Genomic DNA, 20,822 nt, shown 5'->3' with positions numbered 1-20,822 from the left:
GCTCAGTGCGGGGGGCGGCGCAGGCCGATCTGGAGCACGCCGCCGTCGGCGTGGTCGACCTGCAGGGTGGTGTGCTCGATGCCGTACGCGTCGCGCAGCAGCCGCTCCAGCGCCCGGCGGGTGTCGTGGCAGTCCCCGCCCCGGTTGACCAGCACGTGCGCCGACAGCGCCGTGGAGTCCGACCCGATCTGCCACACGTGCAGGTCGTGCACCTCCTTGACGCCCGGCACCCCGGCCAGCGCGGCGCCCACCTGCTCCGGGTCGATGCCGGCCGGCGCGGCCTCCAGCAGGATGCGCCCGGAGGCGCGCAGCAGTCCGACCCCGGCCCGGACCATGAGCGCGGCCACGACCAGGGTCGCTATCGCGTCCGCCCGGCGGTAACCGGTCAGCACGATCACCAGGCCGGCCGCCGCGGTGGCCAGGAACGCGTACAGGTCGGTCACGATGTGCGCGAAGGCGCCCCGGATGTTGAGGTTGTTCCGGTTGGCCCGGCCGATCAGGACCGTGGCGCCCAGGTTGACCAGCACGCCGACCAGCGCGGTGACCAGCACCAGGCCGCCGGCCACCCGGGGCGGGGCGATCAGGTGCCGGACCGCCTCCACCGCCAGCACCACCGACAGGATCAGCAGGGCCAACCCGTTGGCCTGGGCGGAGAGGATCTCCGCGCGGCGCAGCCCGTAGGTGTAACCGCCGTGCGGCGGGCGGGCCGCCAGGCGCATGGCGACCAGGGCCAGGATCAGCGCCGCCGCGTCGGTGAGCATGTGCGCGGCGTCCGACAGCAGCGCCAGCGAGCCGGCGACCAGGCCGACCGTCACCTCCCCGACCATGAACGCCAGGATCAGCGCGAGGGCGCCACCGAGCAGCCGGTGGTCCCCTCCGGCCACCGGACGATCATGCTGGTGCGCGTCGCTCACCCGTCAAATATATGCGATGTTTGCAATATGTGGGGACGGTGAACCCCGGCGGGCGGTCAGGAGCACACCAGCAGCGCCACCGGGTACCGGGACAGCAGGTCGGCCACCCGCGGCGCCCGGCCGGTGAACGAGGCACCGGTCAGCGCGTCGGTCCACGTCCCGTCCCGCAGCGGCAGGTAGGTGTCTCCCCAGCCGCCGCGCTGGCGCAGCCGCGCCGGCAGCCTGGTGGCCACGGCCACCACCCCGCCCCGGTCGAACGCCACCAGATGCCCGGCCGCCGGACCCCGGGCCGGCACCGGGGCGTACCCGGAGAAGCGGTGCGAGGCCCGCCGCCGCAGCCGCAACACCCGGCTGACCAGCAGCAGCTTCGCCGCCCCCGACTCGTCCACCGGCGGCAGCCAGCCGGCGTCCAGGCGCGACAGCAGCGCCCGGCGGGCACCGAAGTCGACCGGCCGCCGGTTGTCCGGATCGACCAGCGAGTTGTCCCACACCTCGGTGCCCTGGTAGACGTCGGGCACCCCCGGCATGGCCAGCTGCAACAGCTTCTGCCCCAGCGAATTCGACCAGCCGTCCGGCGCGATCCGGGCGGCGAAGGCCTCGACGTCGGCGCGCAGCCCCGGGTCGTCGTACACGGCATCCACCACCGAGCACAGCTCGAGCTCGAACACCTCACCCGGGCTGTCCCAGGACGTCCGGGTCGACGCCTCCCGGGCCGCCTTGAGCAGGTACGACCGCAGCCGCTCACGCGAGATCGGCCAGGTACCCGCGACGGTTTGCCACAGCAGCCGGGACAGCGCCTGATCCGGCAGCGGCGCGGCCGAACTCCACCGCGCCTGTGCCTGCAGCCACTGGCCGGGCAACTCGGCCAGCACCGCCAGCCGGGCCCGCACGTCCTCGCTGCGCTTGGTGTCGTGGGTGGACAGCGTGGTCATCGTCCGCGGCCAACGCCGGTGCCGGGCGGCCGTGGCGGCGTGGAACTCGTCCGCCCCGACGCTGAACCGGTCCGGCGACCCGCCCACCTCGTTGCGGGCCACGAACCGGGTCCACCGGTACAACGCGGTGTCCTCCACGCCCTTGGCCACCACCGCGCCGGTGAACTGCTGGAAGCGCACGGCCAGCTCGCCGTCCGGGTCGCGCAGCCGGGGCATCAGCGCGGCCAGAGTGCCCCCCAGGTCCGGCCGACGGGCGTACGTCTCGCGTAGCGCCCAGTCCAGCGCGCCGGTGTCGGGCAGGTACGCCCGGTACACCGGGAAGCGGGAGGCCACCTGCGCCAGGGCCAGCGTGGCGTCCGGTACGTCCGGTGCCAGCCGGCCCATCCGGGCCAGCTCAGCGGCCAGCAGGGTGGTGGCCGCCTCGTACCTGGCCACCCGGGCCACCTCGTGCCACGGCAGGTCCGGCGCCATCGCGGTCAGCGGCGGCTCCCCGGCCGGGTCGACGAACAGCCCGCACACCTCGTCGCCGGCCTCATAACCGGTGTTGCCCTCGACCGGCCAGTCGGCCGGCCGCTCCCCCGGCTTCAAGATCTTCTCCACCACCAGCCACGCGCCCGGTACCGCCTCGCGTAGCCGCCGCAGGTACCCGGCCGGATCGGCCAGCCCGTCCAGGTGGTCGACCCGGATGCCGTCCACCCACCCCTCACGGCACCAGCGCAGCAGCTCGGCGTGGGTGGCGTCGAACACCTCCGGGTCCTGCACCCGCAGCGCGGCCAGCGTGCTGACCGCGCCGAACCGGCGGTAGTTGACCTCGGCGTTGCCCCGGCACGCGGGCACCAGCTCGTAGTGCTGGGCCTGGTGCGCCTCGCGCGGGGTGGTCTCCGGGCTGCCCGGCCGGACCGGGAACCGGTGCCCGTCGTAGCGCAGCTCGCCGTCGACCAGCTCCAGGGCGTCCAGCGGGTCCGGGGCGTCGGGCGCGTCCGGGTCGCCGGCCAGCACCGGCAGCGCCAACCGGCCCCGCGACCAGTCGATGTCGAACCAGCCCGCGTACGGCGACTCCGGACCCTCGCGCAGCACGCTCCACCAGGCCGCGTTGGCCTCCGGCACGGCCACCCCCACGTGATTGGGCACGATGTCCACCACCAGGCCCATGCCGGCGCCGCGCAGCCGCTCGACCAGCCCGACCAGCCCCTTCTCGCCGCCCAGCTCCGGGTTGACCGCGCCGTGGTCCACCACGTCGTACCCGTGGGCCGAGCCCGGCGCGGCGGCCAGCAGTGGGGCGCTGTACAGGTGACTGACGCCCAGGCTGGCCAGGTAGTCGACGATGTCGGCGGTGGCCGCCAGGTCGAAGTCGGGCCGCACCTGCACCCGGTAGGTCGAGACGGGCTCGCTCACCCGACCCGCGCCGGCCGCCGGACCCGGCGCCAGCGGACCGGGCGCCAGCGGACCAGGCTGCGGCGGACCACCGGCCGCCGGGCCGGGCGTGGTCATCCGGCCGCCGGTCCGACCAGCCTCCCCAGCACCATCAGGGACCGCTCGCGGACCGGAATCCGGGCGCCGGGGGCCACCACGTCCGGCTCGGCCGCCGGCACCGGATCCACGGTGTCGATCACGACCTGCCATTTGTCGCCGTACTCCTGTCCAGGCACCACGAACTCGAGCGGGATCTCCGAGGCGTTGAAGAACACCAGGAAGGAGTCGTCGGTGTACCGCTCGCCGCGCGAGCCGCGCTCGTTGATCCCGTCCCCGTTGAGGAACAGCGCCACCGACCTGCCGAAGTCGGTTTCCCAGTCGTCATCGGTCATCAGCCTCCCGTCGAAGGTGAACCACTCCAGGTCCGGGATCGGCGTGCCGGCCGCGCGGCGCACCGGACGCCCGGTGTAGAAGTGCCGGCGGTGGAACACCCGGTGCTCCCGGCGCAACTCGATCAGCCGCCGGGTGAACTCCAGCATCCGCTCGTCCGCGCCTTCCCAGTCCACCCAGGTCAACGAGCTGTCCTGGCAGTAGGCATTGTTGTTGCCGCGTTGAGTGCGGCCCAGTTCGTCGCCGTGGCCGATCATCGGCACGCCCTGCGACAGCAGCAGCGTGGCCATCAGGTTGCGCCGCTGCCGGGCCCGCAGCGCCAGGATGTCGGGGTCGCCGGTCGGGCCCTCCGCCCCGCAGTTCCAGGACCGGTTGTGGTTCTCCCCGTCCCGGTTGTCCTCGCCGTTGGCCTCGTTGCGCTTCTGGTCGTAGGACACCAGGTCGGCCAGCGTGAACCCGTCGTGGCAGGTGACGAAGTTGACGCTGGCCACCGGTTTGCGCCCGTCGTCCTGGTACAGGTCGGCCGAGCCGCAGACCCGGCTGGCGAACTCGGCCAGCGTGGCGGGCTGCCAGCGCCACAGGTCCCGGGTCGTGTCGCGGTACTTGCCGTTCCACTCCATCCACAGCGGCGGGAAGTTGCCCACCTGGTACCCGCCCGGGCCCAGGTCCCACGGCTCGGCGATCAGCTTGACCATGCTGACCACCGGATCCTGCTGCGCCACCTCGAAGAAGGTGGCCAGCCGGTCGACCTCGTAGAAGTCCCGGGCCAGCGTGGCGGCCAGGTCGAAGCGGAACCCGTCGACGTGCATCTCCCGCACCCAGTACCGCAGCGAGTCCATGATCAGCTGTAGGCAGTGCGGGCTGCCGGCGTTGAGGCTGTTGCCGCAGCCGGTCGTGTCGACGTACAGGGCCGGGTCGTCCGGCCGCAGCCGGTAGTACTGGGAGTTGTCGATGCCACGCAGGGACAGGGTGGGGCCCCGGTGGTCGCCCTCCGCGGTGTGGTTGTAGACCACGTCGAGGATCACCTCGATGCCCGCGGCGTGCAGCGCCTTGACCATGCCGCGGAACTCCTGCACCTGCTGGCCCAGCCGGTTCGTCGCGGCGTACTGCTGGTGCGGGGCGAAGAATCCGATGGTGTTGTACCCCCAGTAGTTGGCCAGCCCGGCCGCGACCAGCCGTTCGTCGTGTGCGAACTGGTGCACCGGCATCAACTCCACCGCGGTCACGCCCAACCGCCGCAGGTACTCGATCATGACCGGGTGGGCCAGGCCCGCGTACGTGCCGCGCAGCCGCTCCGGGATGCCCGGGTGGCGCGCCGTGAGCCCCTTGACGTGGGCCTCGTAGATGACCGTGTCGTGGTACGGCACCCGGGGCGGCCGGTCGCTGCCCCAGTCGAAGTACGGGTTGGTCACCACCGACCGGGGCACGTACGGTGCCGAGTCGCGCCCCGACCTGCGCCCCGGGTCGTCCGGGTCGTACCCGTACAGCGCCGGGCCCCAGCGCACCTGGCCGTCGATCGCCGTCGCGTACGGGTCCAGCAGCAGCTTGCTCGGGTCGCACCGCAGCCCGCGGCCCGGGTCGTAGGGCCCGTGCACCCGGAACCCGTAGCGGGTGCCCGGCTCCAGCCCCGGGGCGAACCCGTGCCAGACGAAGGCGTCCACCTCCGACAGCGCCACCCGGCGCTCGGTGTCCGCCTCGTCGAACAGGCACAGCTCGACGCCCTCGGCGACCTCCGAATAGATCGCGAAGTTCGTACCGGTGCCGTCGTAGGTCGCGCCCATCGGGTAGCGCTCACCCGGCCACAGCTGCATCGTCACTCCCGCCCCTCGGTGTCGGGTACGGGATTACCCGCGAGCGGATCAAGCCAATCCGGCCCCGGCGGAGGCCGCGCCCCACCGCGACGCGACCCCGCGGGCTCAGGGGACGCGCGGTCCGCCCACTTGGGGCCCGCTGGGTGTGGGCTCAGGGCACAGCGCGACCGCCGGTGGCGCGTGCGCCACCGGCGGCGTGGAACAGGTGAGGCGGGGCGTCAACCGGGGGCGAGGGTCACCAGAGGGCCAGGGCCGCCAGAGGGCGGGGTCACCAGAGGGCGGGGTCAGCGGCTCGCGTCGTTCGGGTCCTGGCCGGCCAGGCCCGACGGCACCGCCTCGTCAACGGCCCGCTCCGGCCCGCCGCGCAACGAGTCCGCGTGCGTCAGGTCGTCGTGCTCCTCGGCGAAGTCCCGCCCGTCCAGCTCGTCCTCATCCGAGCGGTACGGGCGCCTGGGCTGCTCATCCCCCATTGGTCACGCCCCGCGCCCCCGCCCGCCGACGGGCACCCGCGCCGTGGCCGCCCGCCGCGCCACGGCCGGCTCGACCTGCCCGCTGTGCCGGTGGGCCCAGCGCCGCAGTTCGCCCGGGTGGGCGCGGGACCAGATCAGCGTCCCGAGAAACGCCAGCACGCCGAGCGCCCACATCAGCAGCACGAGGGCGATCGTGATGGACGAGGTCTCGTTGGGCATCATCGCCTCCTCGGCAATTCGTATGTCGGCGCCTGGTACCCCCGCGATCCGAGGATCAATCACATCCGCCGACCCCCGATCTGGGTGTTTTGGCCGTCAACCGGGCGGGTATGGCGGGCTTCGCGGCGCCACCGGGACCACTCGGATGGCGCCGAATGAGATCCGTCGGGGACACAGGAGGGCTGCGGTGGGGGTCGTGCGAAGTAAGAGTCAGAACCAGAGAACCGGCCGGCCGGGCACGTCGACGGCGACGGCGACAGCCGAGCGCGGGGTACGCAGTCCCGAGGAGACCGAGCAGATCCGCGTGCTGCTCCAGGACCGGTACGACGAGTTGTGCGTCGAGTACGACGAGGCGACCGTCGCCGTGGAGGCGATGCGCCGGGAGCAGAACACCGACCGGGCCGGGGACGACGAGATCGACAGTGGCACCAAGGCGTCCGAGCGGGAACGGGCGCTGTCGCTGATCCACAGTATCGGTGAGCGCCGGCGGCAGGTCGAGTACGCCCTGGTCAGGCTGCGCGACGGCGGGTACGGCTGGTGCGAGGGCTGCGGGTCGGCGATAGCGGTCGAGCGGCTGGCCGTCTTCCCGTCGGCGACCTCCTGCGTGGCGTGCCAGCAACTGGCCGAGCGCCGGGTGGCCTGAGGCTCCGGCAGCGGCCGCGCGGCGTACCCCACCGAAACGCCGGGCCCCACGGCGACGCCAGGGTCCCGGCGCCCGGCCGGCAATCGAGCGGGCGGCGGGACCCTGGGCGCTCAGCGCACCGTCAGCGTGACGTCGATGTTGCCGCGGGTCGCGTTCGAGTACGGGCACACCTGGTGGGCCTGCTCGGTCAGCTTGGCGGCCAGGTCGTGATCGACGCCGGGCAGCGAGATCAACAGCTCGACGGTCAGCGCGAAGCCGCCGGAGCCGTTCGGGCCGATGCCCACCCGGGCGTCGACCTCCGAGCCCTCGACCTCGGCGTGCTCGCGGCGCGCGACCGCCCGCAGTGCCGAATGGAAGCAGGCCGCGTATCCGGAGGCGAACAACTGCTCCGGGTTGGTGCCGCCGCCCTGTCCACCCATCTCGGTGGGGACCGCGAGGTCGGCCTGGAACTGGCCGTCGGACGTGGCCACCTTTCCGCTGCGTCCGTCGCCGGTGGAGCGGGCCTCCGCTGTGTACAGCACCTTCATGATGATCGCCTTTCCGCCGTTCGGGGTTGATGGATCGCCATGGTCAGTGCGCCCAACCGGTCACGCAGGTCGCCGAATTCGTCCTCGGCGAGCCCGACCGCGGCAGCGATGGCGTCCGGCACCGCGGTGGCAGGCCGCCGCAGCGCCGCGCCCTGGTCGGTCAGGCGCACCAGCACCGACCGCTCGTCCTCGGGCCGCCGTACCCGGCGCACCAGGCCGGCGGACTCCATCCGCTTGAGCAATGGCGACAGTGTGCCGGAGTCGAGCATGAGCTCCGCGCCCAGGTCCTTGACCGTGGTGTCGCCGTGCTCCCAGAGCACCAGCAGCACCAGGTACTGCGGGTAGGTCAGGCCGAGGGGCTCGAGCACGGGCCGGTAGAGGTTGGTCATGGCACGGGACGCCGCGTAGAGCGCGAAGCACAGCTGCCCGCCCAACCGCAGATCGTTCCCCATGGCCCCAATGGTAGGGCACGATTCGATTGTGCACGATTGAAATGGCTCACACCGCGGGGCCGATGGTTGGCGGCGGGGTGGAGCGGGAATCGGCGGGGCATGGACCTGGTCGGCAAGCTGCTGCGCCCGATCGATCGGGCGCAGCAGCGCTGGGCCTGGGCCGCGTACCCCTACGCGGTGGTGAAGAAGTACCAGGAGGACAGCGGCAGCAACCTGGCCGCCCTGCTGACCTACTACGGCTTCCTGTCGGTCTTCCCGCTGCTGCTGATCTTCACCTCGCTGCTGGGCTACGCCCTGCGCGGCAACGCCGACCTGCAGCACCGGCTGGTGCACTCCGCCCTCGTCGAATTCCCGGTGATCGGGCAGCAACTGCGCACCAACGGGCTGCGCGGGCACTGGTACGTGCTCACGATCGGCGTATTGATCAGCCTCTGGGGCGCCCGCGGGGTGGCCATCGCCATCCAGAACGCCATGAACACAGTCTGGAACGTGCCCTACGCCCAGCGCCCGAACTTCCTCGTCGCGTCCATTCGGGGCATCCCCCTGCTGGCGTCCGTGGGCGTCGCCGTGCTGGTCACCGGCCTGCTGTCCGGCATCGGCAGCGCCACCAGCGAACTGGGCCTGACGGTCCGCGCCGCGGCCTTCCTCGGCTCCGCCGTGATCAACGTGGGCATCTTCCTGTTCGCGTTCCGGCTGGCCACCGCCCGAGACGTGCCGTACCGGGACTTCACCCGGTCCGCCTGCGTCTCCGCCGTGCTCTGGCAGCTGCTGCTGGCCCTCGGCACCCTGCTCGTCGCCCACCAGGTGCGCCACGCGCAGGCGCTGTACAGCACCTTCGGTGTGGTCATCGGCCTGCTGGCCTGGCTACACCTGCAGGCGCAGCTGACCCTGCTGCTGGTCGAGTCGGACGTGGTGCGCACCCGGCGACTGTGGCCGCGCAGCGTGGTGCCGCCACCGCTGACCCCCGCCGACCGCGACGTGCTCCGGGCCTACGCCTGGCAGACCCGTCGCCGGCCGCGCTCCGAGCAGGACGTCAGCGTTCGATTCACCGACCCCGACCAGCCCGACGGCCCACCGTCGGCCGAGCCTGGGAACGCTTCCAGAGACGAGTAACGGACACAGAGTGCGCGAGCGACTCCTTAACGGACAGGGCGTCCGGCGGGCGTGGTACGACCAGGTCGACCATGGTCAGCCGAAGGGTTGATTCTTGCGTCTTAGTGCCGTCACCTGCTCGAAACGGCGTCGTTCGGCAGAGTAGCGTGCGTCACTGGTCATGTGAGCGTAGCCACAACCCCCGGATACTCGCCCACCATCCAACGCCTAGCTGTACCGCCCGGAGCCCCCTGATGTGCCAGCACCAACCACCCTGCCCGCCCGCCGACGCGATCGACCGGGACGCCTCCCGCGTCCTCGCCTCATTCCCTGAGCAGGGGTGGAGCCTCCTCTGCAATGGCGTCATTTTCTTCGAGGACACCGGCGAACTGCTTCCCGACGGGAGCAGTGTGGCTCCCCACCGCGGCCCGGCCCCGCACACCCTCTGCCCCGCCTGAGCGCAGCCGCAGCCGTTCTCTGGCGAGGCGAGCACAGGCCACACAGGCAACCCCTGAGCGCGACTGGAGCCGCATTCAGCGGCGGGTACGGACGCGTTCGGCGGGTCGCCAGCTGACGACCCGCCGAACGAACGGTCACACCGCCGGCTACTCGGCGAACGCCTCCGGCGGCGGGCAGGAGCACACCAGGTTCCGGTCGCCGTACGCCCCGTCGATCCGCCGTACCGGCGCCCAGTACTTCCCCTCCGCGGTACCGGTCGGGTACGCCGCCACCGACCTGGGGTACGGGTGAGCCCACTCGTCGGCGCTGACCGACGCCGCCGTGTGCGGGGCCCCCGCCAGCGGATTGTCGCCCGCCGGCCACTCCCCCCGGCCCACCTTGTCGATCTCCGCCCGGATCGCGATCATCGCGTCCACGAACCGGTCCAGCTCGGTCACGTCCTCCGACTCCGTCGGCTCGACCATCAGGGTGCCCGCCACCGGGAACGACATGGTGGGCGCGTGGAAGCCGTAGTCGATCAGCCGCTTGGCCACGTCGTCCACGCTGACCCCGGTGGCCTTGGTGATCGGCCGCAGGTCCAGGATGCACTCGTGCGCCACCAGGCCCTTGTTGCCGGTGTAGAGCACGGGATAGTGGTCGGCCAGCCGGGCCGCCACGTAGTTCGCCGCCAGCACCGCCGTGCCGGTCGCCGCGACCAGCCCCTCCGGGCCCATCATCCGCAGGTATGCCCACGGGATCGGCAGGATGCCGGCCGAGCCGTGCGGCGCCGACGCGATCGCCTCGGGCAGGTGCCCGGCCAGGTGCGCGCGCACCGCCACCGGCCCGACGCCCGGGCCGCCGCCGCCGTGCGGGATGCAGAACGTCTTGTGCAGGTTCAGGTGGGACACGTCCGCCCCGAACCGGCCCGGCCGGGCGTACCCGAGCAGCGCGTTGAGGTTCGCGCCGTCCACGTACACCTGACCGCCGGCGTCGTGCACCTTCGCGCACAGCTCGGCGATCCCGGTCTCGTACACGCCATGGGTCGACGGGTAGGTCACCATGATGGCGGCCAGCCGTTCGGCGTTAGCCGTGATCTTGCGATCCAGGTCGGTCAGGTCCACGTTGCCGTCCGCGTCGCAGGCCACCACGACCACCCGCATGCCCGCCATCACCGCGCTGGCCGCGTTCGTACCGTGCGCCGAGGACGGGATCAGGCACACGTCGCGATCGTGATCGCCCTGGGCCTGGTGGTACCCGCGGATCGCCAACAGCCCGGCCAGCTCGCCCTGCGAGCCGGCGTTGGGCGCCAGGCTGACCGCGTCGTACCCGGTGACCTCCGCGAGCCACCGCTTCAGCTCGTCGATCAGCTCGCGGTAGCCGGCGACCTGGTGCGCCGGCGCGAACGGGTGGATGTCGGCGAACTCCGGCCAGGTGATGGGCTCCATCTCGGTGGTCGCGTTGAGCTTCATCGTGCAGGAGCCCAGCGGGATCATCCCGCGGTCCAGCGCGTAGTCCTTGTCGGCCAGCCGGCGCAGGTAGCGCAGCATCGCCGTCTCGTTGCGGTGGCTGGCGAACACCTCGTACCCCAGCAGCGGCCCGGTGCGCCGCAGCGGCTCCGGCAGGCTGCCCGGCAGCCCCTCCCCGGGCTCGGCCTCCTCGACCGCCGGCGCGTCCACGCCGAACGCGGCCCACACCGTCCGCAGGTGCCCGATGGTCGTGGTCTCGTCGCAGGCGATGCCCACCCGGTCCGCGTCGACCAGGCGCAGGTTCACCCCGGCCGCCTCGGCCGCGGCCACCACCCGCTCGGCCTCGCCGGGCACCACCGCGGTGACCGTGTCGAAGAAAGCGTCGTGGGCCAGCCGCACGCCGCCGGCCCGCAGCCCGTCCGCCAGCGTCGCGGCCCGCCCGGCCACCCGGCCCGCGATCGCGCGCAGCCCCTCCGGACCGTGGTAGACCGCGTACATGCCGGCGATCACCGCGAGCAGCACCTGCGCGGTGCAGATGTTGCTGGTCGCCTTCTCCCGCCGGATGTGCTGCTCGCGCGTCTGCAGCGCGAGCCGGTAGGCCGGCGCGCCGTCCGCGTCGCGGGACACCCCGACCAGCCGCCCCGGCAGTGTGCGCTCCAGGCCGGCGCGTACCGCCAGGTAGCCGGCGTGCGGCCCGCCGAAGCCCATCGGTACCCCGAACCGCTGGGTGGTGCCCACCGCGACGTCGGCGCCGGCAGCGCCGGGCGACCGCAGCAGGGTCAGGGCCAGCAGGTCCGCCGCGACCGTGGCCAGGGCGCCCCTGGCGTGGGCCGCCTCGATCAGCGCCGCGTGGTCCCGGATCGCCCCGCCCGCGCCCGGGTACTGCAGGTGCAGGCCGAAGAACTCCTCGGGCAGCGCCTCGGTTTCCAGGTCGAGCACCCGCACCTCGATGCCCAGCGGCCAGGCCCGCGTCTGGATCACCGCTACCGTCTGCGGCAGGGTGTCCGCGTCCACCACGTAGACCTGCGAGCGTGCCTTGCTGGAGCGGCGCGTCAGCGTCATCGCCTCGGCGGCGGCGGTCCCCTCGTCGAGCATCGACGCGTTGGCGCTGTCCAGACCGGTCAGGTCGGACACCATGGTCTGGAAGTTGAGTAGCGCCTCCAGCCGGCCCTGGCTGATCTCCGGCTGGTACGGGGTGTACGCCGTGTACCAGGCCGGGTCCTCCAGCACGTTGCGCCTGATGACGGCCGGGGTGTGGGTGCCGTAGTAGCCCAGCCCGATCATCGAGGTCAGTACCTGGTTGCGTGAGGCAAGCGACTTCAACTCGGTGATCGCCTCCGCCTCGGTGGCGGCCGGCGGCAGGTCCAGGGTGCCGTGCCAGCGGATCGATTCGGGGATCGCGGCATCCATCAGCTCCTCGACCGAGGAGTACCCGACGGCACCGAGCATGCGCTGGATTCCATCCGGGTCGGGGCCGATGTGACGGCGGGCGAAGGGCAGGTCGCTCATTGGTCTGGCTCCAGGGGGGGAGGCGGGGCGTCTGGCTAGCCCTCCCCCTCTGTCGTCACGGTGCCCTCCAGAGGTGCCTGCCCGAGTCGCGGTCCTTTTGCCTGAGAGGTTCCGGGGAGGATTTGCCCCTTCGGCGCCATCGACCCGTGACCGGTCCGATGAACTCTCCCGCGCTGGCGTATCGGCGATCTCCACGCTACCAGCGGAACCTCCCGCCGGCGGAACCCGGTCCCGACATCAGGGGTGGAACCCCTGATGTCGGGACGAGGGCCGGACCACTCCCCCTAAGGCATCCTAGGACGCTAGGTCAGAGGCTGGCCAAGCATGGGCGACGAGGCCATCGCTGGATGCGCGGACGGAGGATGCAGGCGAGAGTTCCTGGTGCGGAAGGGGCTGATCGCCACCGAGCCGCTCGAATGCGGTGCGGACGGGTCGGTGCGGACCGGTCGGTGGCGGTCGAAGGCCGAGGACGGCCCGACGCGGATGGTCGCGCTGGTCAGCCGGCCCGGCGCCGGGCCCGACGGGCGGCCAGCTCGTCCGCGATCACGCCGCTGTCCTCGTCGCCGGCCGGGTCGGACTGGCTCGGAACCTCGCCGGGGCCGGCCCCCGCCGCCCGCTCCGCGGGCAGGTGCGCCAGCGAACCCTGGATCTCCTTGAACGCGCCACCGATCGCGATGCCGAACACGCCCTGGCCGCCCTGCAGCAGGTCCACGACCTCCTCCGGCGACCGGCACTCGTAGACCGTCGTCCCATCGGAGATCAGCGTGATCTGCGCGAGATCGTCGGTCCCCCGCGAACGCAACGCCTCGATCGCCTTGCGGATGTTCTGCAGGGAGACCCCGGCGTCGAGCAGGCGCTTCACGACCTTGAGCACGACCATGTCCCGGAACGAATACAGCCGCTGGGTACCCGAGCCCGAGGCGTCCCGGATGCTGGGGACGACCAGTCCGGTACGTGCCCAGTAGTCCAGTTGCCGGTAGCTGATCGTGACAGCGTGGCACGCGGTCACGCCGCGATAGCCGACCGAGCCTTCCTCGGCATCGATTCCGTTCGGGTCCTGCGGCTGATCCACTGCCACTGCCCTCCCGCTCGTGAGCCAGACCGACTGGCGGTGAGGAACACGCTATACCGGAACGGGCCGCGCGTCGGGGAGCTCTCCTCGCGACACGCCGGACTATCCGCGCGTTGTGGCGCTACCCGGCGAAGTCTTCCGGGCTGACCTGGTCCAGGAACTCCCTGAACTTCTCGACCTCGTCCTCCTGCTCATCCGGGATAACGATGCCGTTCTCCGCGAGGACCTGGTCTGTGCAACGAATAGGCGCACCCACCCGTAGCGCCAGCGCGATCGAGTCGCTCGGCCGGGCGGAAACGCGCACCCCGTCACCGATGAGCAGATCCGCGAAGAAGATGTTCTCCTTCATCTCAACGATCTCGACCGCGTTCAACGGGGCCTTCAGCGCGGCCAGAATGTCGCGCATCAGGTCGTGGGTGAGCGGGCGAGGTGGCTTGACTCCCTGCTGCTCATACGCGATCGCGGTCGCTTCGACGGCACCGATCCAGATCGGCAGGTACCGGTCGCCGTCGACCTCTTTGAGCAGCACGATCGGCTGGTTACTGGGCAACTCGACCCGAACCCCGACCACGCTCAGCTCACGCACCGCCGCCTCCGTGACATGTCGTTCAGGCCGCTGGACCGCGCCACCGCTGCCGGCGACGCCGCATTACTCGTTTCCCCTTCTCTGCACGGTACACGCGCGAAAGCGGGGACGGACCCCACGTATTTGCGCCGGCGACGCGCACCGTACATACCAAGAGTAGTGCATGATCGCTGGACTATTGCCCCAGGGTGTCCCGCAGACCGGCCCTGACCAGCGCCGAATGGAGCTGCTGGGACAACGCCGTCAGCTCCCGCACCACCTCGGCGGCGCGGTCCCGGGCGGCCGGGGTGGTCTGCCGGGCCAGCGGCGCGACGAGCTGTGTGAACAAGCCCACCTCACGGTCGGCGGCGGCCCGGTACGCCCGCAGGTGCCGCGGCTCCAGGCCGTACTCGGCCAGCTGGGCGGCCACCCGGGCCACCGCGAGCGCGTCGGTGTCGTACCGGCCGGCGCGCGCCCGCAGCAGGCCGTGCTGCTCCAGGTCGGCGAGCACCGGCTCGGCCAGCCCGGACCGGGTCAGCAGCTCCTCGCGGGACAGCCTCAGCTCCGCCGGCTCCGGGCGCTCCACCGGCTCGTCGACCGCCATCAGCGGCGGCCGGCGGCCGGCGAGGCCGGTCACGGTCGGCCCGGCCACCCCGGCCGGAGTCGGGTCCTGGCCGGCCACCCCGAACGCGGCCCGGGCCAGCGCGGCGGCCGACTCCCCCTGGTCCAGCGCGGCCAGCTGCTCGCGGATCACCCGCAGCGGCAGGTAGTGGTCGCGCTGGGCGGCCAGAACGAAGCGCAGCCGGGCCAGGTCGGCCCGGCCGTACTTGCGGTACCCCGCAGCGCTGCGCTGCGGCTCGACCAGCCCTTCGGCCTCGAGGAACCGCAGCTTGGAGATGGTCACGTCGGGAAACTCGGTACGCAGGTGTTCGAGCACCTCACCGATGCTCATCAGCGCCGGCGGCCGCGCACTCGCGGCCGCCGCTGGCGAACCCGTCATCTCGCCCTCGTTCAGGGGCCCTCGTCTGGTCGCGGGCCGGCGATGAAGACCAGCCGGAACTTGCCGATCTGGACCTCGTCGCCGTTGGACAGGGTGGCCGCCTCGACCCGCTCCCGGTTGACGTAGGTGCCGTTCAGGCTGCCCACATCCCGGACGGTGAATGTGCCACCCTCCCGGTGGAATTCGGCGTGGCGGCGGGAGACGGTGACATCATCGAGGAAGATGTCACTGTCCGGGTGCCGGCCACTGGTGGTCACGTCGTGATCGAGCAGGAAGCGGGCACCGGCATTCGGTCCACGCCGCACCACGAGCAGTGCCATGCCCGGCGGGAGCGACCCGGACATCCGTCCGGGTGCGACGTCGGCGTCCGGACCCTCGAGCACGTCGTCTAGGGCGCCAAGGTTCAGCGTCGAAGTGACGTCGAGCGGGGGGAACTCGTCGTCTGGGCGCGTCATCGCAAGTCACCTCACGGGTCATCGGCCGGCGCCGGAAGTCGCCGGTACGCGGCTTCGCTGCCGCTCGACGTTGTCCTGACGCGCGACCGCAGGGTTCACGGTCGACTGGGCGAGCCTAGCCATGGTCGAAATGGGGGGTCAACCGGACGCGCGGAGAACTACCCACCAGATCAACGGGGCTCGGCGCCCGGGGTTACTGTTCGGTCAGTTGCCGGTAGCCGTTGGCGTCCAACAGCTCATCGAGATTGGCCGACGCGTCCGGCTCGATCTCGACCAGCCAGCCATCGCCGTACGGGTCGGTGTTCAGCAGCTCGGGCTCGTCGCCGAGCCGGGAGTTGCTGGCCACCACGGTGCCGCCCACCGGCGCGTAGATCTCCGACACGCTCTTGGTCGACTCGACCTCGCCCAGCGACTGGCCCGCCTCGACCGCCGTGCCCGGCTCGGGCAGTTGGACGAAGACGATGTCGCCGAGCGCGTCCTGAGCGAAGTGAGTGATGCCCACCTTGACCGTGGGCACGCCAGGCGCGACCCACTCGTGCTCGGCGGTGTAACGCAAGCCGTCGGGAATCAACGTGGGCCGTCCTTCTGTGTCAGCTGACCGGTTTGGCGTACCGGAGCGGAGTGTTCTGGTGCAGCGCGGTCACCTGGACGGTACCCGGCGCGATGACGGACACCGTACCGCCGTTGCTGTGCACCGTGTCCACCACCCCGCTCGGGATGTTCAGGGCGATCTGCATGGTCGATGGATCACCGATCACGGTGATCGTGTACGGGCCGTTGAGCGTTTCGTCGTCGACCACCAGGGTGCCGTTCGCGCCGTCCACGAAGGAGGTGGACGCGACGATCCGGACCACGGCGCCCGCCTTCCCCGAGATCTGCATGGCCTCGGCACCGGCGCCGCGCAGCTCCTCCACGGTGTCGAGCACGTCGGAGGCCCGGATGGCCTTGCTCGCCGCCCTGAACTGCACCCGCAGGCCCGGCCCCTCGGCGGGCAGCGTGCCGGCCAGGATGCCCAGCGCGTCCGCGCGCTGGCTCGCCTGGTCCAGCGCCGCCTGGCGGCTCTGGGTACCGGCGGTCAGCTGCTGCTTGAGCGTCTGCTGCTGGCTGATCTCCTGGCCCAGGCGGTCCTTCTGAGAGTCCAGGTCGGACAGGAGCCGGACCAGGTCCTCGGGGCGCTCGGAGGACAGCTGGTCCTCGGCGGAGTTGCTGCGCAGCTGCACCACCAGAGCGAAGCCGAGCAGGCCCAGCAGCAGCCCGATGACGGCGCCGGCCGCGGAGATCCGGCGGCGGCGCGGGATACCGCCGGTCGCCGGCCCGCCGGGCCGGTCGTCGGCGGGTCGGTCGCCGCCGCGATCGTCACCGGGACGGTCGTCACCAGCGCCGTGCTGGTCGGCGTGTCGGTCGATCGCGCCGGGCTCCTCGGCCGGCGACGACTCGGCGTGCGGCCGGCGCGCGGCCGGCGGCCCATCAGGCGGGTCGGGCGGCTCGCTTGGGGACGAGTCCGACCGCGGCCCGGGCACCACGGGCCCCGAGGCCACAGGCTCAGGCACCACGGGCTCGGGCGGCGCCAGCGACCGCGACGGCGCGGAATCCGGCCGCCCGGGCTCGGGGGGTGCCGCCGGATCGGGCGACACCGCCTCCGGGGAGGCCGGGCCCGGTGGTGGCTCGGGCGCGTCCGTGGCGGCCCGCCGCTGCTGGTCTTCGGTCATCTCGGCAACCTTAGGCCCGGAACAGGCGCCGGCGGATACCGGCCACGTTGCCGAAGATGCGCACGCCCAGCACCACGACCACCCCGGTGGACAGCTGGCTGCCCACGCCCAACTGGTCGCCGAGGTACACGATCAGCGCGGCGACCAGCACGTTGGACACGAACGAGATGACGAACTGCTTGTCGTCGAAGATGCCCTCCAGCTTCGCGCGGATGCCCCCGAACACGGCGTCCAGCGCGGCCACCACGGCGATCGGCAGGTACGGCTGCAGGGCCAGGGGTACCGACGGCTCGAACACCACGCCGAGCGCCACCCCGGCGATCAGCGCGAGCACCGCGAACATCAACGTCCTCCCGAGGGTGACGGGTCAGGCGAGCCGCTGGTGCGGTTCGCCGCGGTCGAGGGGGTTGACGCAGTGGCGCTCGTCAACGGCTTGGCGTAGTGCAGCTGCGGGTCCGCCGCGGCGGCGACCGTGAGGTCGTTCTGCGACTTCACGGACACCTGCATGTGGTAGTCGGTGGCGAGCTCCCGGAACAGCTCCCCGGTCGACGACCCGTCGAAGCGTTTCTGCAGGTCGTCCGGGCCGATGGCGACCACCTGATAGGGCGAGGTGATGGGCCGGAAGTCGACCAGGATCGTCTCGCCGGCGGTGCGGACCGTGGACGTGGCGGTCAGTCGCTCGCCGTTGATCGCGATCGCCTCCGCGCCGTCGCGCCACAGCTCGTTACAGACCGACTGCAGGTCACGGTCCTGCACCTTGCCCAGGTTCTCGGTCTGCTGCCCGCTGACCGGGTCGATCTGGGGTGGCGCGTCGGTCAGCCGCACCACCGCGCCGTCGCCGCGCACCTTGATGACGCCGGTCATGGCCTCGAGCGTCTGCAGCGCGCCGGAGTCGCCGTCGCCCAGCGCGTCGTCGCGCAGCTTGCTGACCTGGTCGCGAAGCTCGTCGGCCTGCTTCTGCATGGCGTCGGTCTCGGCCTGGCGGCTGCGGACGTCGCCGACCAGGCTGGACTGGATCTGGTCGCTCTCCGGCGTGCTGGCGACCGTCTGGTGGTACGCGACCGCCAGCAGCCCGCCGGCCAGCACCAGGACCACGGTACGGGCCACCCGGGCGCTCAGCCGGCTGCGGCGGGACGGCTCGCCCCGCTCCGCGCGCCGGCGCGCCGCCTCGGCGTACCCGGGGTCCAGCGGATTGCGGAACAGGTCGGTGACGAAATCGGGGGTGTACCTGCGCTGGGCCGGCGCGTCGGGACCGGCCCCGCCGCCCGGGGGCCCGCCGTCCCGGAGCCCGCCGTCCTGGGACCCGCCCCGACCGCTCGGCGCTCCGCCCCCGCCCAGCACGCTCACACAACCGCCGTCGGGCGCGTCGCGGCGTTGCCCCGTCGGGCGGCGCGGACCAGGCCAGACGCCTGGATGACGTACAGCGCCGCGGCGGCCCAGTACAGCACCAGACCCCACCAGGCCAGGGCCCAGCCGGCGGGCCACGCCACGTGCGCCGCGCCCGCGCTGGCGTGGGCCAGCAGCAGCACCGGGAACGCGAAGAGCAGGATGAAGGTCGCGGTCTTCCCCAAATAGTGCACCGGCAGCGGTTCATACCCGTAGCGGCGCAGAACAAGCAGGAAGACCAGCAGGACCAGCTCGCGCAGCAGCAGCGCGGCGGTGAACCACCACGGAACCACGTGGCGTGCGGTCAGCGCGAACAGCGTGGCGAGAATGTAGAGCCGGTCGGCCACCGGATCGAGCAGCGCGCCGAGCCGGCTGACCTGGTTCAGCCTGCGGGCCAGGTAGCCGTCGATCCAGTCGCTGCTGCCGCCGACCGCGAGCACCACCACGGCGGTGACCTCGTGTGAGGTGCCGAGGAACAGGTACAGGAACAGGGGCACGCCGAGCAACCGCGCGAAACTGATGACGTTCGGCACGGTCCAGATCCGATTGGTCACCTCAGAGGTCATCACCAGAGCACGCACTCCCCCCGGCCCACTCGCGATGACGCTTCCAGTGCCGGGCCACTATATCGGACCCCGACAGGCCGTCCGGCCAGGGGCGCTGCCGGCGCGACCGGTTTTCACCATCACCCCAGGTAGCGCCCTAATCACGATGAGCGCCCGACGTTCGGCGTGGCGGCCGGCGGGCGGGACGGGGCCCGGCCGGTAGGGTTGACCGGGTGCGAGTCGGCGTCGTCTTTCCCCAGACCGAGATCGGTTCCGATCCTGGCGCGATCCGCGCCTATGTGGCCGCCGCCGAGGACCTCGGCTACCGGCACCTGATGGCCTACGACCACGTGGTCGGCGCCGATCCGGCGGCGCATCCGGGCTGGTCGGGGGTGTACGACGTGGACACCACCTTCCACGAGCCGATGGTGCTCTACGGCTACCTGGCCGCGATCAGCTCACTGGACCTGATCACCGGCGTCATCATCCTGCCCCAGCGGCAGACCGCGCTGGTCGCCAAGCAGGCCGCACAGGTCGACCTGCTCACCGGGGGCCGGCTGCGGCTGGGCGTGGGCATCGGCTGGAACGCCGTCGAGTACGAGGCGCTCGGCCAGGACTTCTCCCAGCGCGGCCGGCGGCTGGCCGAGCAGGTCGGGCTGCTGCGCCGGCTGTGGACCGAGCGCAGCGTCACCTTCACCGGACGGTACGACACGGTCACCGGCGCGGGGATCGCCCCGCTGCCGGTGCAGCGGCCCATCCCGATCTGGTTCGGGGCACAGTCCCCCGCCGCGTACCGCCGGGTCGGCCGGCTCGCCGACGGGTGGCTGCCGCAGGTCCAGCCGGGGCCGGAGCTGGACGAGGCCAGGCAGATCATCGAGCGGGCCGCCACCGAGGCCGGACGCGACCCGGCCGCGCTGGGCATGGAGGGCCGGATCCACTACGGGCACGGCGGCGCCGAAGCGGTGGCCCGGGCCGCCGCGCAGTGGCGCGACGCCGGCGCCACCCACGTGGCCGTCAACACGATGAAGGCCGGCCTGCGCACGGTCGACGAGCACATCGCGGCGCTGACGGAGGTGGCCGGCACCGGCGTGCTCGACCCGCGGTGAAGCCGCCACCGGCGGCAGGGCTCTCGCGGCAGGTCTCCCCGACCGGCGGTGCGGACGGCGGCCGGCGGGTAGGAACGGGCGGGTAAGAAACAGTGCCCGGCGGTAGGGGCGGCGGACGGGGTCAGTCCCGGCCGGCCGCCGAGTCGACCGCCTCGATCAGCTCGCCCAGCGTGTACCCACCGTCGTGGCGGATCCCGTTGATGAAGAACGACGGGGTGCCGTTGACGCCGCTACGGATCCCGCCGGCGAAGTCGCGCTGGACGCGATCCAGGTACAGGTGCTCGTTGACCTCCCGGGCCACCGTGTCACCCGGCAGCCCGACCTGGTCGACCGCGGTGGCCACGAACGCCGGCTGGAATTGATTCTGGTGCTCGTAGAGCCAGGCGTGCATCTGCCAGAACCGGTCCCGGACCCCGGCCGCCTCCGCGGTCTCGGCCGCCATCTCCGAGTACGGGTGGACGTTGGTGAGCGGGAAGTGGCGGAAGGCGAACCGTAGCGTCTCGGGTCGCTCGCGCAGCAGGTCGTTGATGATCGGGTGGGCCGCCGCGCAGTACGGGCACTGGTAGTCGCCGTACTCGACCAGGGTCACGGCCGCCTGGTCCGGACCGCACACGTGGTCGTACTCCTGGACCGGCACGGTCAGCCGGGCCGGCGACACCTGCAACGGCGTGGTCATCCGCTCTGTCCCCTCTCTCCGATCGCCGGCCG

The 20,822-nt window shown here is 72.2% G+C and carries 22 protein-coding genes and 1 riboswitch; of the genes, 4 read left to right on the top strand and 18 right to left on the bottom strand.

Annotation, left to right across the window (positions count from 1 at the left end):
* Positions 1-2: 2 nt before the first annotated feature.
* From ABEA87_RS07085 to ABEA87_RS07065, 5 genes are all read right to left on the bottom strand, one after another.
* Complete coding sequence (locus ABEA87_RS07085) at positions 3-914, bottom strand: cation diffusion facilitator family transporter (RefSeq protein WP_345627185.1); 912 nt, start codon at positions 912-914, stop codon at positions 3-5.
* A 56-nt stretch (positions 915-970) separates the two neighbouring features.
* Positions 971-3,337, bottom strand: a complete 2,367-nt coding sequence (treY, locus tag ABEA87_RS07080) for a malto-oligosyltrehalose synthase (protein ID WP_345627183.1) — start codon at positions 3,335-3,337, stop codon at positions 971-973.
* A complete protein-coding gene (gene glgX, locus ABEA87_RS07075; RefSeq protein WP_345627181.1) occupies positions 3,334-5,460 on the bottom strand; it encodes a glycogen debranching protein GlgX in 2,127 nt (708 codons plus the stop codon). The genes treY and glgX overlap by 4 nt, the downstream gene beginning before the upstream one ends.
* A gap of 284 nt (positions 5,461-5,744) precedes the next feature.
* Positions 5,745-5,930 carry a hypothetical protein gene (locus tag ABEA87_RS07070; protein ID WP_345627179.1) on the bottom strand — a complete coding sequence of 62 codons (186 nt, stop codon included), beginning with the start codon at positions 5,928-5,930 and terminating at the stop codon, positions 5,745-5,747.
* 3 nt (positions 5,931-5,933) lie between these two features.
* A complete protein-coding gene (locus tag ABEA87_RS07065; RefSeq protein WP_345627177.1) occupies positions 5,934-6,149 on the bottom strand; it encodes a hypothetical protein in 216 nt (71 codons plus the stop codon).
* 298 nt (positions 6,150-6,447) lie between these two features.
* Between ABEA87_RS07065 and ABEA87_RS07060 the strand changes: the two genes are divergently transcribed.
* On the top strand, positions 6,448-6,792 hold the full coding sequence (locus ABEA87_RS07060) for a TraR/DksA family transcriptional regulator (RefSeq protein ID WP_345627366.1): 345 nt from the start codon (positions 6,448-6,450) through the stop codon (positions 6,790-6,792).
* 110 nt (positions 6,793-6,902) lie between these two features.
* Here the strand turns inward: ABEA87_RS07060 and ABEA87_RS07055 are convergent, their stop codons facing one another.
* Both ABEA87_RS07055 and ABEA87_RS07050 read right to left on the bottom strand, forming a co-directional pair.
* Positions 6,903-7,319: an organic hydroperoxide resistance protein gene (locus ABEA87_RS07055; RefSeq protein WP_345627175.1), complete on the bottom strand. Its 417-nt coding sequence runs from the start codon at positions 7,317-7,319 to the stop codon at positions 6,903-6,905.
* Positions 7,316-7,771: a MarR family winged helix-turn-helix transcriptional regulator gene (locus tag ABEA87_RS07050; RefSeq protein ID WP_345627173.1), complete on the bottom strand. Its 456-nt coding sequence runs from the start codon at positions 7,769-7,771 to the stop codon at positions 7,316-7,318. The genes ABEA87_RS07055 and ABEA87_RS07050 overlap by 4 nt, the downstream gene beginning before the upstream one ends.
* A 99-nt stretch (positions 7,772-7,870) precedes the next feature.
* On the opposite strand from ABEA87_RS07050, the gene ABEA87_RS07045 reads away from it, so the two are divergent.
* Positions 7,871-8,884, top strand: coding sequence for a YihY/virulence factor BrkB family protein (locus ABEA87_RS07045; protein ID WP_345627172.1), 1,014 nt, complete (start codon positions 7,871-7,873; stop codon positions 8,882-8,884).
* A 233-nt stretch (positions 8,885-9,117) separates the two neighbouring features.
* The gene (locus ABEA87_RS07040; RefSeq protein WP_345627170.1) at positions 9,118-9,321 is read left to right on the top strand and encodes a DUF5999 family protein; all 204 of its coding nucleotides are present in this window, start codon (positions 9,118-9,120) and stop codon (positions 9,319-9,321) included.
* A gap of 147 nt (positions 9,322-9,468) precedes the next feature.
* On the opposite strand, the gene gcvP is transcribed toward ABEA87_RS07040, so the two are convergent.
* The 10 genes from gcvP to ABEA87_RS06990 all read right to left on the bottom strand — a co-directional run bounded on the left by gcvP (position 9,469) and on the right by ABEA87_RS06990 (position 19,029).
* Positions 9,469-12,276 (bottom strand): aminomethyl-transferring glycine dehydrogenase, encoded by a 2,808-nt coding sequence (gcvP, locus tag ABEA87_RS07035; protein ID WP_345627168.1) that lies wholly within the window; start codon positions 12,274-12,276, stop codon positions 9,469-9,471.
* Positions 12,277-12,355: 79 nt separating this feature from the next.
* Positions 12,356-12,457, bottom strand: a riboswitch (glycine riboswitch).
* A 315-nt stretch (positions 12,458-12,772) separates the two neighbouring features.
* Complete coding sequence (locus ABEA87_RS07030) at positions 12,773-13,348, bottom strand: MerR family transcriptional regulator (protein ID WP_425570790.1); 576 nt, start codon at positions 13,346-13,348, stop codon at positions 12,773-12,775.
* 121 nt (positions 13,349-13,469) lie between these two features.
* On the bottom strand, positions 13,470-13,934 hold the full coding sequence (locus ABEA87_RS07025; RefSeq protein ID WP_345627165.1) for a bifunctional nuclease family protein: 465 nt from the start codon (positions 13,932-13,934) through the stop codon (positions 13,470-13,472).
* Between the two features lie 175 nt (positions 13,935-14,109).
* Positions 14,110-14,913 (bottom strand): transcriptional regulator FtsR, encoded by an 804-nt coding sequence (gene ftsR / locus ABEA87_RS07020; RefSeq protein ID WP_345627163.1) that lies wholly within the window; start codon positions 14,911-14,913, stop codon positions 14,110-14,112.
* An 11-nt stretch (positions 14,914-14,924) separates the two neighbouring features.
* Positions 14,925-15,368, bottom strand: coding sequence for an oxoglutarate dehydrogenase inhibitor Odhl (gene odhI / locus ABEA87_RS07015; protein ID WP_203921430.1), 444 nt, complete (start codon positions 15,366-15,368; stop codon positions 14,925-14,927).
* A gap of 193 nt (positions 15,369-15,561) precedes the next feature.
* Complete coding sequence (gcvH, locus tag ABEA87_RS07010) at positions 15,562-15,939, bottom strand: glycine cleavage system protein GcvH (RefSeq protein WP_345627158.1); 378 nt, start codon at positions 15,937-15,939, stop codon at positions 15,562-15,564.
* A gap of 19 nt (positions 15,940-15,958) precedes the next feature.
* On the bottom strand, positions 15,959-16,888 hold the full coding sequence (locus ABEA87_RS07005; RefSeq protein WP_425570789.1) for a DUF881 domain-containing protein: 930 nt from the start codon (positions 16,886-16,888) through the stop codon (positions 15,959-15,961).
* A gap of 199 nt (positions 16,889-17,087) precedes the next feature.
* Complete coding sequence (locus ABEA87_RS07000) at positions 17,088-17,420, bottom strand: small basic family protein (protein ID WP_345627154.1); 333 nt, start codon at positions 17,418-17,420, stop codon at positions 17,088-17,090.
* Positions 17,420-18,424, bottom strand: a complete 1,005-nt coding sequence (locus ABEA87_RS06995; protein ID WP_345627153.1) for a DUF881 domain-containing protein — start codon at positions 18,422-18,424, stop codon at positions 17,420-17,422. The genes ABEA87_RS07000 and ABEA87_RS06995 overlap by 1 nt, the downstream gene beginning before the upstream one ends.
* Complete coding sequence (locus tag ABEA87_RS06990; protein ID WP_345627151.1) at positions 18,421-19,029, bottom strand: CDP-alcohol phosphatidyltransferase family protein; 609 nt, start codon at positions 19,027-19,029, stop codon at positions 18,421-18,423. Before ABEA87_RS06990 ends, ABEA87_RS06995 begins: the two co-directional genes overlap by 4 nt.
* Positions 19,030-19,241: 212 nt before the next feature.
* Here ABEA87_RS06990 and ABEA87_RS06985 point away from each other — a divergent pair, with 212 nt between their 5' ends.
* Positions 19,242-20,114 (top strand): LLM class F420-dependent oxidoreductase, encoded by an 873-nt coding sequence (locus tag ABEA87_RS06985; RefSeq protein ID WP_345627150.1) that lies wholly within the window; start codon positions 19,242-19,244, stop codon positions 20,112-20,114.
* 121 nt (positions 20,115-20,235) lie between these two features.
* Here the strand turns inward: ABEA87_RS06985 and ABEA87_RS06980 are convergent, their stop codons facing one another.
* Positions 20,236-20,790 (bottom strand): DsbA family protein, encoded by a 555-nt coding sequence (locus tag ABEA87_RS06980; protein ID WP_345627148.1) that lies wholly within the window; start codon positions 20,788-20,790, stop codon positions 20,236-20,238.
* Positions 20,791-20,822: the final 32 nt, after the last annotated feature.

Source organism: Rugosimonospora acidiphila (assembly GCF_039543385.1).
Classification (GTDB): Bacteria; Actinomycetota; Actinomycetes; order Mycobacteriales; family Micromonosporaceae; genus Rugosimonospora; species Rugosimonospora acidiphila.
This window is presented reverse-complemented; position numbering and strand designations above follow the sequence as displayed.

Coding starts and splice junctions, on each gene's coding strand:
- ftsR (WP_345627163.1), bottom strand. CDS start 14,913: ATGACGGGTTCGCCAGCGGCGGCCGCGAGTGCGCGGCCGCCGGCGCTG.
- ABEA87_RS07045 (WP_345627172.1), top strand. CDS start 7,871: ATGGACCTGGTCGGCAAGCTGCTGCGCCCGATCGATCGGGCGCAGCAG.
- ABEA87_RS07050 (WP_345627173.1), bottom strand. CDS start 7,771: ATGGGGAACGATCTGCGGTTGGGCGGGCAGCTGTGCTTCGCGCTCTAC.
- ABEA87_RS07000 (WP_345627154.1), bottom strand. CDS start 17,420: ATGTTCGCGGTGCTCGCGCTGATCGCCGGGGTGGCGCTCGGCGTGGTG.
- ABEA87_RS06990 (WP_345627151.1), bottom strand. CDS start 19,029: ATGACCTCTGAGGTGACCAATCGGATCTGGACCGTGCCGAACGTCATC.
- gcvP (WP_345627168.1), bottom strand. CDS start 12,276: ATGAGCGACCTGCCCTTCGCCCGCCGTCACATCGGCCCCGACCCGGAT.
- ABEA87_RS06980 (WP_345627148.1), bottom strand. CDS start 20,790: ATGACCACGCCGTTGCAGGTGTCGCCGGCCCGGCTGACCGTGCCGGTC.
- treY (WP_345627183.1), bottom strand. CDS start 3,337: ATGACCACGCCCGGCCCGGCGGCCGGTGGTCCGCCGCAGCCTGGTCCG.
- ABEA87_RS07070 (WP_345627179.1), bottom strand. CDS start 5,930: ATGGGGGATGAGCAGCCCAGGCGCCCGTACCGCTCGGATGAGGACGAG.
- ABEA87_RS07040 (WP_345627170.1), top strand. CDS start 9,118: ATGTGCCAGCACCAACCACCCTGCCCGCCCGCCGACGCGATCGACCGG.
- odhI (WP_203921430.1), bottom strand. CDS start 15,368: ATGACGCGCCCAGACGACGAGTTCCCCCCGCTCGACGTCACTTCGACG.
- glgX (WP_345627181.1), bottom strand. CDS start 5,460: ATGCAGCTGTGGCCGGGTGAGCGCTACCCGATGGGCGCGACCTACGAC.
- ABEA87_RS07055 (WP_345627175.1), bottom strand. CDS start 7,319: ATGAAGGTGCTGTACACAGCGGAGGCCCGCTCCACCGGCGACGGACGC.
- ABEA87_RS07065 (WP_345627177.1), bottom strand. CDS start 6,149: ATGCCCAACGAGACCTCGTCCATCACGATCGCCCTCGTGCTGCTGATG.